The sequence below is a fragment of the Clostridium sp. DJ247 genome (genome assembly GCF_014231265.1).
Genome location: NZ_JABAIW010000022.1, coordinates 31464 through 49759 on the forward strand (window position 1 = coordinate 31464; position 18296 = coordinate 49759).

The following is an 18296-nucleotide window of genomic DNA, read 5'->3' on the forward strand; positions in this document are numbered from 1 at the left end:
TTTCCCCCTTAATATAGCTTTCTTAATGTATCTTCATCTATTTTAAAACAATGCTCTTTAGAAGGAAAAATACCTTCCTTAACATCCTTTATATATTCTTTAAAAGAACTTTTCATTACTGAACCTAAATCTGTATATTTTTTAACAAACTTTGGAGTATAATCAGTAAACATTCCCAGCATATCTTGATAAACAAGAATTTGGCCATCACAAAATGGGCCTGCTCCTATTCCAATTGTAGGTATTGATAACTCATTAGTTATTATTTGTGCAAGCTTTTCTGGAACACATTCTAAAACTAAAGCAAAAGCTCCTGCTTCTTCTATTCTTTTAGCTTCCTCAATAAGCTTTTTAGCTTCATTTTCTGTTTTTCCCTGAACTTTGAATCCTCCAAATACATTTACAGATTGAGGTGTAAGCCCTATATGTCCCATTACTGGTATCTGAGCCTTAACAATAGCTTTTATTTCTTCACAAACAACAGCCCCACCCTCTAATTTTACAGCTTGTGCTCCACCTTCTTTTATAAGTCTACCTGCATTTTTAACTGCATCATAAACAGAAGTTTGATAGGACATAAAAGGCATATCTGCTACTATAAGTGCATTAACAGTTCCTCTTGAAACTGCCTTTGTATGATGAATCATATCTTCCATAGTAACACTTAGAGTATCTTTATACCCAAGACATACCATTCCAAGAGAATCTCCAATCAAAATACCATTTATCCCAGACTCATCCACTAATTTAGCAGTAGAATAGTCATAGGCTGTAAGCATTGTAATCTTATCTCCCTTACTTTTAGCCTCTCTAAAGGTTGCTGTTGTATTTTTCATTTTTGCTTCCTCCTAAATAATCCTCCAATGTTTCGTAGTTTTTTTCAGAATTCTTTTGTTTTGAAAGCTCCAAAAGATTTTGTGACAATACTTTATATAGTAAAATGTGTTCTTCTGGAATAACCTCCATATGTTTTTTAATGGTTTTTACATCACAGCGTTCCACTGGACCTGTTATTGCATGAATAACTCCACTATTTTTAATGTTCTCAATGTTATTTTCTATTAATGGAAGGAGAGCTTTTATAGAATCTTCATAACTCACATTGCATTTTTGTAAATATGTGCAGCCTAAGCTTATTAAAGACAGCACTAAATTAGACACTGTAACATTTGCAAGATGATACAATTCAGTTTTATCACCATCTCTTACTATTACTTTATTACCAAGGCCTTCAATAAAACCTTTAATACGATTTAAATATTCTTCACATCCTTCAATAGAAAAATACGCCTTTTTTAAATTTTTATATGTTGTATATTTATCTGAAAATGGAAACATAGGGTGGATTGAATATCCGAAAGCACCAGATTGGTTTATGTTTGAAAAGATTTTAGAGGATAATGAACCACTGACATGACATATGATTTTATCCTTTATATTAAATCTTTGTATATTCTGCCAAATACACGAAATTTCATCATCAGGAGTTGTAATAAATATTGTATCACTATGGTTAACTAATTTTTCTAAACATGTATACACCTCTGTATTAGTAAAGCTTGCAGCATCTAATGCAGATTTATAACTTTTACTATAATAGCCTATAACATCTATATTGTTCAATACAAAATATTTACCTAGGGAAAAGCCTACTTTTCCTGCTCCGATAAATCCTATTTTCAATACATCACTCCCTTTTATCTTAGAAGTGATACAAATTTCTAAAGTTATTAATAATAAAAATACTCCCTTTAACTGTCTTATTCTAACGATATAAGCAGATATATACCTTCATAAATAATCCTGGTGCAGTTTCTAATAATGAATACTACCCGTTTTCTAATTTTATCATATAATTCACTATTACTCAATGAATGTATATATTGTTTTAAATAAAAAATCTAGTGGGTATAGCACGACACATTCCACTAGATTTTCTTTAATAAACAAATATTTAGAAAGTTTATTTTGTTAACATCCTTGATTCTTTTGTATTAAGTTATTATTTGCTAAAGTAAGCTTTAATAAAGTCAGGAGCACTGTCTTCATCAAAAGTTCCATATTCCATTTTATTTTTATCTGTACTATAGAATCCGATAACATATTTTCCATTATTTCCACCGTATTTAGCAAAGAGATTTTCATAATTTCTTAAGCAAGTTTCAATTTGATTTTTGTCCTTAATCTCAAAAGATTTTCCATTATTTTTATTAATATATTCTCCAGTTCTACGCTTTTCTTCCCACTGCTTATCATTATCAACTTTTTCTACTACAGCATATTCTATGTCTTTAGGAAGCACTCTTGAATTTTCCAGGTAACCTTTCTTGTTTAGCCATTGTTCAAATAATTTATACGATTTTTTCCAAGCTAAATGCCCTTCTTTATTTCCACGAGCTTCATCATTTAACCTTGGATATTTTTTTAACTTATCATTTTGTATAATAAAGGTCATATCCGCCCAATCTGCCTTATTCTTACTCATATCTTCATAAGTCTCATTACTTATATCTTGCTTTAATACCTCCATAGCCTCTTTAATATCTTCTGGTTTTATTATTATAGCTTGTTTGTTAACATATAATCTAGGATTAATTGTGATCTTTTCTACATCTGAAACATCTACACCTAACATATCATAAGTCGTGCTTTTATATTCATTTGATTCATAAATAGGCTTAAAATATTTTTGATAACCATCATAAGAAACATAATAGCCTCTTTGAATCTTACTTCCATCTTTTAATGTATATTGGAAAACAATACTCCTTTTATTCTTGTTACTTACACCTTTATTTTTTGTTTTATCTTGTATAAGCTGTTTATGAAAATCATGTATACTTTGCAAATCCTTCTTATCTGAATATATATACATATTAAATTTTTGATAATATTCATTAAAACCTTCACTGAAATATATGCTTTGCACTTCATTTATGTTTGGTATCTTACTTTCATATCCAATAACATCAAATTTTATTCCCTGCATTACTACAATAATAACAACTGCATAAACTATATATCCTTTTATGCTTTTGAAAACCCATAAGGATTTCTTCACAATCATTTCTGCTGCAAAATATCCAATAAGAGAACCTATAAAAAATCCAAATAATATCCATTGAATATTTCCCTGAGTTCCCTTAAAATATGCACCAACTAGCAACATAACACAAAAGGATGAAGCATATTTAAATACATATTGTAAACTTTTAAAAGCAATACTTTGAGCAGCTGCTTCCATTTTTCTTTTGTTATAAATAATCTCAGCTAAGAAATATATTATAATACATAAAACTATATATACAATTAACTCTGTTATACTAATTTTTCTGTTAATATTATGATAATCCTGGAATCCTTGAAAAATTCTTGCAATAGGTGAAAGTCTGCTAATATCCTGACTTATGTTATTCATAAAGCCATAAACGAAGGTATTAAGACTTTCTGTAACTAAAAGAGTTAATCCAATAGGTAAGAATAGGAGAATATAAGTCAAAACTCCCTGCAATACAGAACTTCCAACAATCATTCCCACAAGTACAGAAACAAAGAAAAATACTAGATTAAAAAGTATAGTAATTCCACACCACTGAACTACATCATAAATACGGTAATACTGTCCTAAATCTAAAGTTTTATTTAAAAATATAGATATAATAGCTATAACTACTACAGGTATAATCAATGATATAATACCCACCGCTACATGACTTCTATATAATACACTTCTTTTAACAGGTAGACTGTGAATCATATCCGTTGAAGTTTTTACCTGCATATATCTAAATAGAAATATACCAAGCAATACTGGAACTATTATTATTAAAAAACTCTGAAACTGTGTATATGTGAGATAAAACATATTTTTAATTATTTCTTTGCTAATTATTTCTTTATTGACCTGTTCACTGCTATGTAACATTAGTATCTTTAATGGTACAACAAAAAATAAGGCCAATGCATGTACAATACTTATCCATCCGAATCTTCTTATATCATCTAAGATTATTCCTTTACTAAAAAATGATGTTTTTGATTTCATATCCTACATCCCCCATTTCATAAATAAAAATCTCTTCTAAGGTTAAAGGTAAGATATCTAAAATTACAGGTTCATATTTATTCAGTTGATTTATGACCTGTTCTTTCTTACCTCTAACAATAAAAAGCATTATACTTCCTCTCTTTTCCTCATATAGGATATTTACATCTTTTAAAATATCTTCTGTTATGTTCTCCTTAAAGGCTACTTGGATTTTATGGACATCTGATTTTAAGTCGTCTAGTTCTTTTTCTAAAATTAATGTTCCTTTATGCAAAATACCTATATGATCACATAAATCCTCCAGCTCTCTTAAATTATGAGAAGAAATAAGTACTGTCATTTGTCTTTCTGCCACATCCTGTATTATTAAATTTTTTACTTTCTGTCTCATAACAGGATCTAGTCCATCTAACGGTTCGTCCAGTATTAGCAAATCAGGCATACTAGAAAGTGCAAGCCAAAAAGCAACTTGTCTTTGCATTCCTTTGGATAACCTGTGTATTTTTTTGTTTTCTTCTATATTAAAAGCTTCTTTTAACTTTTCATATCTTTCATCATTCCAACTTGGATATATGCGTTTATAAAATTTTGCCATATCTTTTATACTATACTGTGAAAAAAAATATAGAGCGTCTGGTATAAATACCATCTTTAATTTTATATCTACATTTTCAAATACCGCTTCACCGTTTATATGCACACTACCTTCATCTTGTTTATAAATCCCCACTAAAGTTTTTATGAGAGTAGTTTTACCAGCTCCATTAGATCCCACTAACCCATAAATAGAACCTTTATTTACATGAATATTCACATTTTTCAATGCTTCTAAATCTTCAAAAACCTTACTAACATTTTTTGCTTCTATCACCTTACTTTCCCCCTTTAACAATACTATCTACTTCTGAAACTATTTTAATAATTTCATCTTTTTTCATTCCTAAGTACATAGCTTCTGATAATATCTTTATCAATTCATCTTTTAATTTAGATATTTTTTTGTTATTTTCATTTTGTATTATAGAAGCTACAAAGCTACCTTTTCCAGGTATTGAATAAATATACCCTTGTGTTTCCAATTCTCTATATGCTTTTTGAATAGTATTAGGATTAATGGTAAGTTCATTAGCAAGAGTTCTAACTGAAGGCAGCTTTTCGTCTTTTTTTAGTATTTCCGTTATAATTAATTCCTTAAACTTTTCTACCAACTGCTCATAGATGGGTAGTCTACTTCTTAAATCTAATTCAAACATTTAGTCTCTCCTTCCGTAATAACTGTACTATTATTCATAATACAGTTATATTATATTATAAATTTTCACTTTTGTAAATAAGTGTGAGTTTGCAAAAAGTTTGAGACTGGTTTCAAAGAGTTTGAGACTCAATTTCAAAAAGTCTGAGACTGAATTACAATATTGTGGAAAATAAAGATTTGTTTATAAATATATATTGAATCCATCCCTATTAGTACAGTGATTAAATACAAAGGAATTTGTAAATAATTTGAAATGAATTTATTTTAAGGTGGTGCTTAAGTATTAATGATGTTTTTTTATTTCGACCAGCAATACGGAAAGGTGAGTCTCTGACAAGTTATATTCAACGAGTTGCAAGTGATAACCTTGTTCTTCCTGGTGACATTTGGAGAATGTTATCTTACTCATCTAATAAATATCATCAAAGTGCTATCTCATGCTATCTTGATATTAATCCATACTTAAGCTTTGATTTAAATAAATATGAATCAATGTTGCTTTGTAAAGATTCATTATCTTCAGTAACTTTAATACCGTTTTTGCAGAAACTAAATATCCAAATTTCTGATATTAATTGTAGATTTGTACTATAATATCTCTTGAATATTTAACTTTATTTCAAATTTATTTAACCACACAAATAAGAAAAGGATAAAAGAATGAGAAAAATAAATTTAACATTCTTTTATCCTTTGTTTTTGTAGTAAAATAAGAAAAGGAGAAGCCACCGTCCAAAGTACTTCTCCAAATCTCACCAGAACTATAAAAGATAACTATAGTTCACAACTTGATATTATGATAATAGATTTTAATGTTAATTACAATAACTATAATGAAAAAATTTTAAATAACTATTCGATTTTTTATTATATCTGTCCTAAATGTGGTGCAAAGCATTCCCTTACTAGACATGGCAACCATGAAAGAAACGTATGCTTTATCGATGATTCACAAAATGTAAGGGATAGAAAGATAATTATTTTGAGGGTTAAATGTTCTTCCTGCAATAGTACTCATGCCATTCTACCAAATGATATTATACCTTATTGCATCTACTCTTTTTCATTTATTTTAAATGTTCTCACAGAGTATTATTCCAATGAGCATAGAGTTTTAGATATATGCTCAAAGTTCTCTATTTCATTCCAAATCCTTTATATGTTTATATTAAAATTCTCATTGTTTCTTAATTCCTGTACAACTGTTTTAAGAAGTTTAGGCTACGCCGTAGCTTCTGCCCCAAATACTATAGTATCTGAAATTACCAACTATCAGTTCAACGGAAACTTTTTATACCAACATTTCTTCAACTCCCAGTGGATATTTCTAATGTTGAAGTTTCAAAATATTTTACCTCGCCCAATTTACATTGGAGGCTTTTATTGAGCACTTTTTCTCACCCACATAACTCTTGAATAGATTTAAAGCTTATGGCTTGGTAACATCATATTAAAATATTTTCAGGAGGTTTTGTGTATGGAAGATAGAGAAAAACATGAAATAGCTCTTTTTAAATTCTCTTTAATAGCTCCATTAGTCAACGAAACTTATGAAGCAGCTTCTAAAAATGAATTTTTTAGAGATATCGCTTCTAAAGAGCATACTTTACCAAATGGAACTACCGTTAGGTTTTCTTCTGGTACCATAAAGAAGTAGTTTTTAAATTATAAGCATGGAGGTTTTGATGCACTTATACCTAAGGCGAGAGCCGATGTAGGAAAACCTAGAAATATTGACTCTAATGCTATCGCAAAAATTCATGAGTTAAAAGACTCTTTGCCTTATATAACTGGAACTTTGGTTTATCAAAAACTTGTTGAAGAAGGCTATGTTAAGGCAAATAAGACATCTTTAGCAACAGTCTTAAGGTACATGCGGGAAAATAATTTAAAAAGAAATCAATTAGCCCCTGTAGATAGAAGGGCTTATGAAATGGAATTTGCCAATGATTGCTGGCAATCTGATACATCTCATGGACCAATTATTAAGATTAATGGACAGAAAAAGAAAACATTCTTAATTACTTTTATTGATGATGCCTCTCGGCTAATTCTTCATGGAGAGTTCTTTTTCTATGACAACGCTGTGAATATGCAAATTGTCTTCAAGAAAGCTATCTCAAAATATGGCATTCCCAAAAGAATATTTGTAGATAACGGTGGAACCTATAAAAATGACCAACTACGTTTAATTTGTGCTTCTTTAGGAATTACATTGATTCATACAAAGGCGTATAACCCAGAATCTAAGAGCAAAATAGAACGTTCCTTTAGAACTATAAAAGATAACTGGATGAACGGTATTAACTGGAACGATTACGCTTCGCTAGAAGCCTTAAATATGGATTTCAGTAAATATCTAAATGAAAAATATAGTAATTATATTCATTATTTAGAGCAGTTCACTGCTCTTTTTGTTTATTTAAAAAGCAGTAAGCACAAGGCGTTGTAGATACCTCACCGTAGGTGGTTCTTATTCTTACATAAAGATAAAATTAAGTGAAACTTTAGGTTAATTTATCGTGATTATAGGATAACCTAAAGTGTAAATTTAGAATTTAGCCGGATAAAATAACTTGAAAAAAGTAGGATAAAACAAAGTGGAAATCAACATTTATGCACGTCGGAGTATTAGAAATTTTGTCACCCTTCACACAGGGTCAGGTAGGAACTTCCCCTACCAATTCAAATGACAAGTTATACTTGCTTCTTTTTTCTTTAGCTAGTATTCCGATTTTATTGTATATTTCTATACAGATTGTTCGGAAACAAGGCGCACGCTTCCGATTATAGACATTAGTAGCTATATCTAATTCCTCTTATTAATACCATTATTCTATAAATATACTTAAATTCCTTCAAAAGTAAAAATTCCAGTTCATAGAAAATAAATTTGCTAGTAGCTTTGTTAATTTTACAATAAAAATAATAACTGTAACATTATTAGGTATTATAAAATTAATAAAATATATTGTTTAGTAGTCATTTATAAAATACATAAAATTAAATTAATAAAAGGAGAAGAAAAATAGAGCATATGAGAGATTTTACTAGAAAATACGCAATTTTATTGACTCAATTTTATTTATGTTGTATAATTACAAATAACAATCGGTTGTAAAAAAGCTTTTTGAAAACTGAATAGAAAGAGGTGAGAACTTTATGTTTCAGATATTCCTGAGGGCATTAAAGTGGAGAATAACTCTTACTTTAGAATTTGAAAAACTTCAATAACTCCGAGTAATCTCGGGGTACCCCTTTAGGGATACTGAAAAAATAATTAATAAAGTTACCACCTTTACGGTTTAGGGTAGTAAGAAATGCTTACTACCCTTTTAAATTACTACATTTATTTTCAAAATTAATAATTAATAAATATCATGAACTGATATTTATTGCCTATCACAGTATATCAGTGGTTATAGACATATGATATTTGAAGCTATCTTCATTTTCTATAGCTCATTTATAAAATGATAATAAAACAATTTTTAAAATTCCTGGTATGAATTTACTTATTTTTAGTGAAAATAATAAAGAATTAAATAAAAGTATTGAAAATTAGTATTTACATATTATGTAGTAAGTAGATTTCTATTATTTAAATTAATAAAAATTATAAAACGTTAGCTTTAAGATACTAACTCTTAGGATTTTCGTAATATGTTTATACTATATATTAATAAAACTTTAAGAGTTTATATTAGAGTTTTATTAATAACTGTAGTTCAGAACTAGAAACATAAGTCCGTTATAGAACTAATATCTAGAACCAACACATACTATAAACTTATAGACATAAACCTGTATTTAAGCGCATCTTTATTATAGAAAATCAAAGCCTGTATTCTTTATTTAGGATATAGGCTTTAGTTATCTTCAATATATAAATAATATGAATTATTTGCATTTAATAGTTAAGTAGAAAACAGTACTATATATCTTTATATTAATAAATCTAGTTTCAATCTTTTTAAAATTTTAAAGTTATAAATTCCTATTTCTCATTACTTAGTTTGAAATTTTGTTTTTAGCTTGAGAGTGAATTAATTCCATAAAAATGGTTAATAATTATATGTATGTAAAATTATTAGTGAGGTTATTGTATTTCTCATAATACTTGAAATTTAAGAATCTTTAATAAGTTTTTAATTAATAAAAATTTGTACAGGCTTACAAACACTAAACTGTAACCATCCTATAAATGCCTAAATTAAAAAGTATATATAAATTTATATAGCAAATTAAAATGAAATAATTTTTGTAAAAAACATTTAGCTGAGTTTCAGTTAGAATACTTCAATATTAAAAATTAATAAAACAATTAGAATGTTACAGCAAAGTTTGTATATATTGATCTGTAAAGCACATTTGTAACATTAATAATTTTTCTATAAATTTTCAGTTAATAAATGTTTTGTAAGTAGCACATACTATTAATGATGATTTCATTATTAATAACATACCTATGAAGATTTTCTTTAATGTTTTAATAAGCCAGCTAACTAAAATAAATTCTACTGATTGGAGGCATTCTATATTGGATAAGCCTGTTAGAAAGATAACAAATAACTTCGGTAAAAAGAATACTGGTTTTTTTCCAAGCAAAAAGAATGGTAGAAGCATTGCTTATGAATCTCTTCTTGAACGTGATTATATGTATTTACTAGAATTTGATAAAGAAGTTATATCTTTTACCGAGCAGCCAGTTACACTCGAATACGATTATTTAAATAGAGAGAGAACTTATACCCCAGATTTAAAGGTTGTTAGAAAAGATAAAATTGAAATTGTGGAAATTAAACCAAAGTCTATATTATTTCAACTTTTAAATGATGATAAGAAAAAAACTAAGTTTGATGTTGCCAATTACTATTGTATTCAAAATGGATTTAAATTTAAAATTGTAACAGATGAGGATATTAATCAGGGATGTATATTAACGAATATAAAATATCTTTTTAGATATTCATTAGTATACGTTCCTCCAAGCGATGAACTAAAAATAAAAAATGAACTGGCTTTAGGAGAATTAGATATTGAAACATTATTAAATCGGTTAAACCTTTTAGAAAATTATAATCAATTTAAAGTTTATATATATTCTCTAATATTTGAGGGTGTAATCAAAATAGATTTAAAACATCCCTTAACTGATAAAAGTATTATTAAATTATAAGAGGTGATACGCTTTGAATCACATTCATCTAGCTGTGGGCCTAAGATTTAAGTTATATGAAAAAATATATATGATCTCAAAAATTCTTTCTGACGGTAATATTCAAGCTATCGATCAAGTTTTTAATAAAACAGTAATATTCACCAAAAAAGAGCTAATAAAACAACTTGATTTAGGTATATTGAATTTTGAGGTACATAACAGAAATTCTAAAAACAGTATCTGTGAAGCAAATTTCAAATTTGATATTGATGATATTGAGTTTGAGAAACATAAAGATGAAGCAATCTTTAAATTTAATGTAATTAAACCTTTCATTTTTAAGGATAATATATGTAGAACTAGAAGCGCTATAATAAAAAGGGTTGAAGAAGTTAACTCTTTAGAAAACAACAAACCTTTAGTGCAAGAATTATTTGATAGCAACTTCTTTTGTAAGGTTAGTGTTGCTTCGATATATAGATGGATAAATCAATACGAAGATAGCAATCGTGATATACGTTCACTAATTCCAGGATATAGAAATTGTGGTGGTAAAAATAAATTTAGATTATCAAGTGTAATTATAGATTTTTTACAAGAAGAAATTAACGATTACTATTTAAGTTCAGAACGGCCTACTATACGTGATTTATTTGATAAAATTAGGGAAAGAGTTGCGGATCATAATGAATTTTCAGATGAAAAGATTAAAGCTCCGTCATATCCTTCTATTACACATTACATAAAAAGTATACCAGAATATGATCTAATAGCATATAGAATTGGTAAAAGAACTGCAGAAAATAAATATGGTCAAGTAAATGGCGGTGTCGAAGTAACTTATCCGCTTGAAAGAGTCGAAATCGATGGAACGCCACTTGATTTAATAGTTACAGATGAAGAAGGTGAAACAATAGGGAGACCTACCTTCATACTAGCTTTAGATAAGTTATCTAGATATCCACTAGGATTTAGTTTAAGTTTTGGAAACGAAAGTTGGCAAGATGTAATGCTTTGTATTTGGCATATTCTAAAAGATAAATCGTATGTAAATGAAAAATATCCTGATATTAAAAATGAATGGTCTGCTTTTGGTATTCCCCAAATTAAGAAGTAAAAGGGATAAAAATAACAAAGGATATAAAACCAGAAGATTATAGTGATTTGACCCCTCTGACAGACAATCATGTAAATCCTTATGGTTAATTATTAGAGTATTATGGTCAAGTATAATGAAACATCGCTAATTTTAGCAAAGTAAAAATTATTGAAATTCCATAGTGTAGTGGTACACGGCTTCGTCCTATAGATTGTTTCGGAAATTGAGCAGTTTTTGATTTATAGCATAATTTTAGCTTAAAATCGAACTCTTTCTTTCTTCGGCTCAACTTCCGAATCCAACTCTATTCAAAAGTGCGAACTTAATTTATATAATTTGTGGGATTAGGGGCATCTCCACATACTAAAAATATTTGTTATAATGTGGTATTTACCATCTATTAAGTATAAATAAAAAAGGCAATATTGCCTTTTTTATTTTATAGAGATTATTCTATTTAAAATATACCATATAAACATAATCTAAGAACCTTTTTTAAGTGGTCAAATAATTCCACTAAAGGTCTTTTATATTCAAACCAGTTTGCTATTTCATAAAATAAATATGTATTTATGAGTCGTATTTTTATATCAAGATCTTTATAAATATTTTCATTTAGATCCTTTGAATGTTCTATGATATACAAATGAATATTTTCAAATTTTACTATTTCTTTACTTTGATCAGCCTTATTTATAATTAATAATTCCTTAATATAGCTATTGAAAAGTTTTTCTTCTTTCATTATTCCTTTTGTCATTACTTTAAAAAAACTTAATAAATTTTCTTCAATGGTTTCATTATTGTCTATTATACTATCTAGCTTAAGTGCAACAAATCTTTCTGATGACCATTGGAATAATACCTCTCTTTTAGAATTAAAAAAGTTATAAAAAGTACCTTTTGCTATTCCTAATGTCTTTGTAATCTCATCTATAGTTGTAAATTCATATCCCTTTTCTCTAAATAAAGATATAGAAGTATCAAAAATTCGCTTTCGAATTAGTTCTTTTTGCTGCTTATATAAAGACATATATACCTCCAAAATTTGTTTCAATTTATAACCTAAGCATAGCAAAATTAAAATACAATGTAAATAACAGTGTAGTAACTATAACCTTATTAACTATTGTTTACAAATACACTATATATATGTTACAATATGACCGTGGTCATATAATGAACATAGTCACATATTTTGTTTTAATTTTATATTTAAAGGGGTAATTTAATGAGAACAGTGAATATTTTAGGATTAGGGCACTATGTGCCAAGTAATATAGTTACAAATGATGATTTATCTAAAGTAGTTGATACATCTGATGAGTGGATATTTTCAAGAACAGGGATAAAAGAACGTAGGATTTCCAAATATGAAAATACTACCGACTTAGCTGTTGAGGCCGCACGTCTCGCAATTAAGGATTGTAATATTTGTCCAAAATCTATTGATTTGATTGTAGTTGGAACTGTTACTCCTGATTACTTTGTACCATCCACAGCTTGTTTAGTTCAAGAAAGGCTAGGAGCAGTGAATGCAACCTGCTTTGATATAAATGCAGCTTGCTCAGGTTATATTTACGGAATAAATGTAGCATCTCAATTTTTAAAAACAAATCAAAGCAAGATTGCACTTGTTATAGGTGTTGACATTATGTCAAAAGTCTTAAATTGGAATGATAGATCAACATGTGTACTTTTTGGGGATGGTGCATCCGCAGTTGTTTTAGGAATTGGAAATTATGGAGGAATTATCTCAATGTATACAGGCTCAGACGGAAGTAAGGGCAATAGCCTTTTTATACCTGGTATTCCGTTAAAAAATGTAATTGTAAGTTTCAATCAATCCGTTGCAAATGAAATTAACATGCAAGGTTCTGATGTATTTAAGTTTGCAACAAATGCTATCATAACAAGCATCAATACTATATTAAACAACTCTTCAACATCATTAAGTGAAATAAAATATATAATTTGCCATCAAGCAAATTATAGAATAATTGAATATGTTGCAAAAAAACTAAATATAAATATAGATAAGTTTTATATAAACCTACAGAAGTATGGTAATACATCGGCTGCCAGTATAGGAATTGCTTTTGATGAAGTATACATAACTGGACAGCTTAGTAAAGGTGACAAAGTTATTCTAGTAGGATTTGGCGGGGGATTTACTTGGGGATCAATTTTAGTTCAGTGGACTAAGGAAAAAATAATGTAACAAATTTATTATTAATAATCAATTATACCTGCATATAATTTAGATTAAAACCTAGCCAATGAAATACGATAGTTTATAATGCTTAAATCAATTCTTTGGTCAACAATCTTTAATTTCAATCTTTATATAAAAATACTTACAAGAGGAGTTGAATAGTAAAAGAAACCCGTGTTTACCAAAGAAAAGAAAAAACCGCTGTAAAAGGTTAAAAGACAAAAGGAATATCCATATCTGGTTATCAGGCAGCTTAGAAATGTGAAATAATAACAACGAATAGTCATAATATTGTTATTTTGCAACATAACTAAAGCCTACATCAATTTAGATACAGGCTATTATTTAATAAAGCATTGCTGTGGAACAAATGATTTATTTAGATCCTAATTAATTTTAGTACCTATATAATTTTTGTGGACATACTTATAATATTGATATAAGGAGAATAAAATGATAGATTTATTTAGAGCATTTACTATAAAGGATGATTTTTTTTATGATGGTGCATTTATTGCTAAAGTAAAATATCAACGGTTTCAACCAAAATTAGATAAAGAAACTTATAAAAATGAGGTTGTAAAAAGTAATAGACGACTTTGTGTAATCAATTGTAGTGGGTATGTTAATAATGAAATTGCAGAAACATTAACAGTTTATTTAATGATGAATGTAACAGTTAAAGAATCTATTCAAACAGAAACTGTTAAAGATAATGGGACTTTATGGCGTAATTTCTCAAAAGAAGAAATTGCAGATTTTAGTCATCTTACAGGAGATACAAATTCTATTCATCTTACTGAAAATCCCGTTGTACAAGGATTGCTTATACTGAAAGAACTTTGTGATACAACTAAAACTAATGAAATAGAAGTAAAATATATTCATCCTGTTTACGGGTGTAATCCAGTTTATATAAAATACGAAGGAAATCTTATCAAGGGTTTTAGTAATGGTATATTATGCTTTCAAGCAACTCTGTTTTAAAATATTTTTAAGTTTACATTTTTATAGGATGTGAATTTAGGGAAGCCCAAAATCGCTTCCCTAAAAAATTACTATATTATCAACACTATTCATAAACATAGCCTATTTGTAAAACTTGCTCTTAGGGGAATAAAGGCACTCAATATTTATATAGTAAGAAATAATATCTTAATAAGAAAAATAATAATGATAATAAAGATAACTTATAACTGTAGTAAAATTGCAATGTAAATTAGATATTTTATTTAGGCACTAATTTGTTTTAGTACCTATTATTTTTGTTTATATCTGCATGTAATTTAATAGTGTAATATTACGTGATTGCTACGTAATCATAAGTTATTAAGAATGAATTCAACCAGCTACTTAATTCGTTTCAAAATTGGATGATCTTCTTTCAACTCTAGCAAATCCCATAGGTTCCCATATAAATCCTTAAATACCGCAACCATTCCATAGGATTGATCTTTGGGCTCTCTCACAAATTCTATTCCCCTTGAGATCATTTCATTATAGTCTCTCCAAAAATCATCAGTGTTTAAAAATAGAAAAACTCTACCGCCTGACTGGTTGCCTATAAATGGCTCTTGTTCAGGTTTAGATGCTCTTGCAAGTAATATTGTGGTACCGACTGATCCAGGGGGCGATATTACTACCCATCGTTTATCTTGTTCGGGCTGATAAGTATCTTCAACTAATGTAAAATTAAGCTTTTTAGTATAAAACTCTATTGCCTCATCATAATCTTTTACAACTAGAGCTATGTGAACTATTGATTGAATCATTTTCCCAACTCCTCACAATTTTGGACTTTTTTATTCAAGCTACATTTTCATACATCATTTTTTGATTACAAAGTCAAGTTTCATTTAACGAACCTCGAGAATGAATTTTTGTATAACTACGGTATTCCCGACACTCTTGAAATAAGTATTCACTTTTTCAATACCGATAGGTAAGCTACCGCTTTTACCTCTAAGAGCAGTCAGAGTAGCTTTTGTCGGCTAAGTCAGAGAGATTACTCCCTCCTTCTCGCCTAAGAACCGTACTTGTTCCTTTCAAAACATACGGCTCAAGCATACATTTATCCTAAATCTTGGTTATATTAGCCCTGCTGATTTCTTGTTTTTAATATATTTTAGGCAATTTCTTAATTGGGCTTCGTCAGGTAAATCTTCTTTAACAGGAAATAACTTATGATATTCTATGTGACATGATATGTGTACTAATTGAAGGTTCTTATATTCATCACTTCCACCTTTGATTTTAGGTATTTTATGATGTGTTTCTAAACCTTCCTTAAAGTCAGTTATACTCATTCCACATAATGGACATTTGTAATCCTGTTTCTTTGCTAATTTTTGTCTGTAAGCAACATTGTTTTTATCAAACTCTTTCTTATCTCTTTTGCGGAAATATTCTTTGAGTTCTTTATTGTATGGGCTATAGTCATGTTTTATTTGATGGTGTCTGACTATAGGTGTCCATGCCATTTTCTTTAATTGATTATTTGTTATCGGGTCAGTTAATATCCATTTATTTTTACTCTGTCCTGTTTTATCAGGCTTGAAGTATCTGTCCTTAATCCAGTTCCAACTTTTCTTTGGGTGTAACCTTCTTAAAAATCTATATACATTAGTCCATACATAATTATCCATTGCTGTATAAACTTCTTTGGATACAACCGATGACCAGTAGTTTGCTGTTCCTATAATTATAGGATTTAATGTGTTAATAAGGGTTTTAATGTTTTTACCATACAACATTTTCGTATTTTTTGAGATTTTACCTTTAAAACTCTTTATGCTATCTTTTGAAGGTTTGATTATTAACTTACTTCCATTTTGTGTTTTGTATCTTTTGATATTAAAACCAAGGAAATCAAATCCTTCTGTGATATGTGTTATTTTGGTTTTTTCCTGTGCTAATTCTAAACCTCTTTTTTCAAGATATGGTTTAAGAGTTTCATATAAATTTATTGCATCTTGCTCATTTTCACACATTACTACAAGGTAAGTAGCCCAAGGGAATCTCACCCTTAGGCTCTCTCAGAACCGGACTTGAACCTCTCAGCTCATCCGGCTCCCATTATCCAGCCGTAGGCAGAATACCCATCTGCCAATGTGCGAATAGTTTGGGTAATTGCCTTGCAATTCTTCCCATCCATCTCTCTGCTCTTGTTCTGTGTCTTTCTAGTTTCTTATATTTTCTTCTAGCCCAATGGACTAGCGCTTTATTCATATGACGCAGAACTGTGTATAGCGCTGATTTATAAAAGCGTCCGTAATAATTTATCCATCCTCTTATAACCGGATTGAACATATCAGATATATCTATTAGTTCCTTGTCCGGTTTCAGGTGTAACCTCCAGCTTCTTATAACTTGCCTCATTGCTTTGCAAGCTTTATTGCTAACTGCCGGTAAAAAACTTATGAAATACTTTCCATACTTATTCTTAGACCTTCTCGGTCTAAAAGTATACCCAAGAAAATCAAACTTTGTTATTTGGTAATTTCCATGTCTGTCATCATCTTTACAGTATACTATTCGTGTTTTCTCTGGATGTAGCTCTAATCCACATTGGTTAAACCTTTGGTTTAATTTCTTCAATAGGTTATCAGCTTGATACTTTGTTTTACAGTGTACTACCGCATCATCTGCATAACGTGCCCATGGATTATTAGGGAAATTAATTTCCATCCATTTATCAAACGTATAATGTAGAAAGAGATTTGCCAAAACCGGGCTAATTACCGAACCTTGAGGCGTTCCGGATGTTCTCTCTATTATAATCCCATCCTTATTTTGGAGTGGTGCTATTAGCCATCTTTCAATATAAAGAAGTATCCATTTACAGTCAGTGTGTTTTCTTACAGCCTTCATCAATAGGTCATGGTTGATATTATCAAACAAGCCTTTGATATCAAATTCAAGAATCCAATTGTATTTCCAACATCTTTTTCTTACCGTTGCAATTGCATCAATCGCTGATTTCATTGGTCTATATCCATAGGAATCAGGATGAAATATTGGCTCCACTTTTGGTTCAAAGTGCATCTTTACTACCATTTGGGCTATTCTGTCCGAGACTGTTGGTACTCCTAATATTCTTACCCCTCCATTTTTCTTTGGTATTTCCACCGCTCTTACTGGTGGTGGAAAGTAAGTTCCAGAGGACATTCGGTTCCATATCTTGTATAGATTATTCTTTAGATTCTTTTCGAAATCTTCAATAGATTCTTTATCTACACCAGCAGCACCTTTATTCGCTTTTACTCGTTTGTATGCTTCCCATACACTCTGTTTTGTTATATTAAACGACTTTATTTTCTCCATTTAGTTCCTCCCATATTTGGTTGACCAAATTTTAAAACTGGATAATACAGCTCCCTTCGCTCCACTTCCATTACAGAAGGTTCATAACTACTACGGTCTGTTCCGCCCCTATACTTCGCATTGGTACTCTCATCCTTGTGGGGCCTCCACTTGGATTTCTTCCTTAACATCGAAGTCGTAGGTTCCCACGTTCCA

General features: G+C 29.3%; 16 protein-coding genes. 7 read left to right on the forward strand and 9 right to left on the reverse strand.

Translation table 11 applies throughout. The annotated features are described in order from the left end of the window. Nucleotides 1-8 precede the first annotated feature (8 nt). The 5 genes from panB to HGI79_RS10550 all read right to left on the reverse strand — a co-directional run bounded on the left by panB (nucleotide 9) and on the right by HGI79_RS10550 (nucleotide 5301). Nucleotides 9-836 carry a 3-methyl-2-oxobutanoate hydroxymethyltransferase gene (panB, locus tag HGI79_RS10530; protein WP_185650646.1) on the reverse strand — a complete coding sequence of 276 codons (828 nt, stop codon included), beginning with the start codon at nucleotides 834-836 and terminating at the stop codon, nucleotides 9-11. Next, complete coding sequence (locus HGI79_RS10535; protein ID WP_185650647.1) at nucleotides 811-1683, reverse strand: Rossmann-like and DUF2520 domain-containing protein; 873 nt, start codon at nucleotides 1681-1683, stop codon at nucleotides 811-813. Before HGI79_RS10535 ends, panB begins: the two co-directional genes overlap by 26 nt. Before the next feature lie 319 nt (nucleotides 1684-2002). Further along, on the reverse strand, nucleotides 2003-4045 hold the full coding sequence (locus HGI79_RS10540; RefSeq protein WP_185650648.1) for a DUF6449 domain-containing protein: 2043 nt from the start codon (nucleotides 4043-4045) through the stop codon (nucleotides 2003-2005). Next, complete coding sequence (locus HGI79_RS10545; RefSeq protein ID WP_185650649.1) at nucleotides 4020-4919, reverse strand: ABC transporter ATP-binding protein; 900 nt, start codon at nucleotides 4917-4919, stop codon at nucleotides 4020-4022. The genes HGI79_RS10540 and HGI79_RS10545 overlap by 26 nt, the downstream gene beginning before the upstream one ends. 1 nt (nucleotide 4920) lies before the next feature. Next, a complete protein-coding gene (locus HGI79_RS10550; RefSeq protein ID WP_185650650.1) occupies nucleotides 4921-5301 on the reverse strand; it encodes a GntR family transcriptional regulator in 381 nt (126 codons plus the stop codon). A gap of 798 nt (nucleotides 5302-6099) precedes the next feature. Here HGI79_RS10550 and HGI79_RS23680 point away from each other — a divergent pair. The 5 genes from HGI79_RS23680 (at nucleotide 6100) to HGI79_RS10570 (ending at nucleotide 11581) form a co-directional block, all read left to right on the forward strand. Further along, a complete protein-coding gene (locus tag HGI79_RS23680; protein WP_395939534.1) occupies nucleotides 6100-6690 on the forward strand; it encodes a DUF6431 domain-containing protein in 591 nt (196 codons plus the stop codon). Nucleotides 6691-6780: 90 nt separating this feature from the next. Continuing rightward, nucleotides 6781-6960, forward strand: coding sequence for a hypothetical protein (locus HGI79_RS10555; protein WP_185650651.1), 180 nt, complete (start codon nucleotides 6781-6783; stop codon nucleotides 6958-6960). 120 nt (nucleotides 6961-7080) lie between these two features. Beyond that, nucleotides 7081-7755: a DDE-type integrase/transposase/recombinase gene (locus HGI79_RS10560; RefSeq protein ID WP_185650652.1), complete on the forward strand. Its 675-nt coding sequence runs from the start codon at nucleotides 7081-7083 to the stop codon at nucleotides 7753-7755. 2016 nt (nucleotides 7756-9771) lie between these two features. Beyond that, entirely contained in the window at nucleotides 9772-10482 is a 711-nt protein-coding gene (locus tag HGI79_RS10565) for a TnsA endonuclease N-terminal domain-containing protein (RefSeq protein WP_185650653.1), read from the forward strand. A gap of 13 nt (nucleotides 10483-10495) precedes the next feature. Continuing rightward, nucleotides 10496-11581 (forward strand): hypothetical protein, encoded by a 1086-nt coding sequence (locus HGI79_RS10570; protein ID WP_185650654.1) that lies wholly within the window; start codon nucleotides 10496-10498, stop codon nucleotides 11579-11581. 439 nt (nucleotides 11582-12020) lie between these two features. Here HGI79_RS10570 and HGI79_RS10575 read toward each other — a convergent pair whose 3' ends face one another. Beyond that, on the reverse strand, nucleotides 12021-12596 hold the full coding sequence (locus tag HGI79_RS10575; protein WP_185650655.1) for a TetR/AcrR family transcriptional regulator: 576 nt from the start codon (nucleotides 12594-12596) through the stop codon (nucleotides 12021-12023). Between the two features lie 198 nt (nucleotides 12597-12794). On the opposite strand from HGI79_RS10575, the gene HGI79_RS10580 reads away from it, so the two are divergent. After that, entirely contained in the window at nucleotides 12795-13784 is a 990-nt protein-coding gene (locus HGI79_RS10580; RefSeq protein WP_185650656.1) for a beta-ketoacyl-ACP synthase III, read from the forward strand. Between the two features lie 447 nt (nucleotides 13785-14231). Next, the gene (locus HGI79_RS10585; RefSeq protein ID WP_185650657.1) at nucleotides 14232-14765 is read left to right on the forward strand and encodes a MaoC family dehydratase; all 534 of its coding nucleotides are present in this window, start codon (nucleotides 14232-14234) and stop codon (nucleotides 14763-14765) included. A gap of 362 nt (nucleotides 14766-15127) precedes the next feature. On the opposite strand, the gene HGI79_RS10590 is transcribed toward HGI79_RS10585, so the two are convergent. The 3 genes from HGI79_RS10590 to ltrA all read right to left on the reverse strand — a co-directional run bounded on the left by HGI79_RS10590 (nucleotide 15128) and on the right by ltrA (nucleotide 18101). Beyond that, nucleotides 15128-15550 (reverse strand): VOC family protein, encoded by a 423-nt coding sequence (locus tag HGI79_RS10590; RefSeq protein WP_185650658.1) that lies wholly within the window; start codon nucleotides 15548-15550, stop codon nucleotides 15128-15130. A gap of 315 nt (nucleotides 15551-15865) precedes the next feature. Next, a complete protein-coding gene (locus tag HGI79_RS10595) occupies nucleotides 15866-16801 on the reverse strand; it encodes a group II intron maturase-specific domain-containing protein (RefSeq protein ID WP_313885206.1) in 936 nt (311 codons plus the stop codon). 52 nt (nucleotides 16802-16853) lie between these two features. After that, the gene (ltrA, locus tag HGI79_RS10600) at nucleotides 16854-18101 is read right to left on the reverse strand and encodes a group II intron reverse transcriptase/maturase (RefSeq protein ID WP_185650659.1); all 1248 of its coding nucleotides are present in this window, start codon (nucleotides 18099-18101) and stop codon (nucleotides 16854-16856) included. Nucleotides 18102-18296: the final 195 nt, after the last annotated feature.

What these genes read in the sequence shown, in the direction of transcription:
- HGI79_RS10555 (WP_185650651.1), top strand. Translation starts at nt 6,781, where the DNA reads ATGGAAGATAGAGAAAAACATGAAATAGCTCTTTTTAAATTCTCTTTA.
- HGI79_RS10585 (WP_185650657.1), top strand. Translation starts at nt 14,232, where the DNA reads ATGATAGATTTATTTAGAGCATTTACTATAAAGGATGATTTTTTTTAT.
- HGI79_RS10540 (WP_185650648.1), bottom strand. Translation starts at nt 4,045, where the DNA reads ATGAAATCAAAAACATCATTTTTTAGTAAAGGAATAATCTTAGATGAT.
- HGI79_RS10590 (WP_185650658.1), bottom strand. Translation starts at nt 15,550, where the DNA reads ATGATTCAATCAATAGTTCACATAGCTCTAGTTGTAAAAGATTATGAT.
- HGI79_RS10565 (WP_185650653.1), top strand. Translation starts at nt 9,772, where the DNA reads ATGAAGATTTTCTTTAATGTTTTAATAAGCCAGCTAACTAAAATAAAT.
- HGI79_RS10550 (WP_185650650.1), bottom strand. Translation starts at nt 5,301, where the DNA reads ATGTTTGAATTAGATTTAAGAAGTAGACTACCCATCTATGAGCAGTTG.
- ltrA (WP_185650659.1), bottom strand. Translation starts at nt 18,101, where the DNA reads ATGGAGAAAATAAAGTCGTTTAATATAACAAAACAGAGTGTATGGGAA.
- panB (WP_185650646.1), bottom strand. Translation starts at nt 836, where the DNA reads ATGAAAAATACAACAGCAACCTTTAGAGAGGCTAAAAGTAAGGGAGAT.
- HGI79_RS10580 (WP_185650656.1), top strand. Translation starts at nt 12,795, where the DNA reads ATGAGAACAGTGAATATTTTAGGATTAGGGCACTATGTGCCAAGTAAT.
- HGI79_RS10575 (WP_185650655.1), bottom strand. Translation starts at nt 12,596, where the DNA reads ATGTCTTTATATAAGCAGCAAAAAGAACTAATTCGAAAGCGAATTTTT.
- HGI79_RS23680 (WP_395939534.1), top strand. Translation starts at nt 6,100, where the DNA reads ATGATAATAGATTTTAATGTTAATTACAATAACTATAATGAAAAAATT.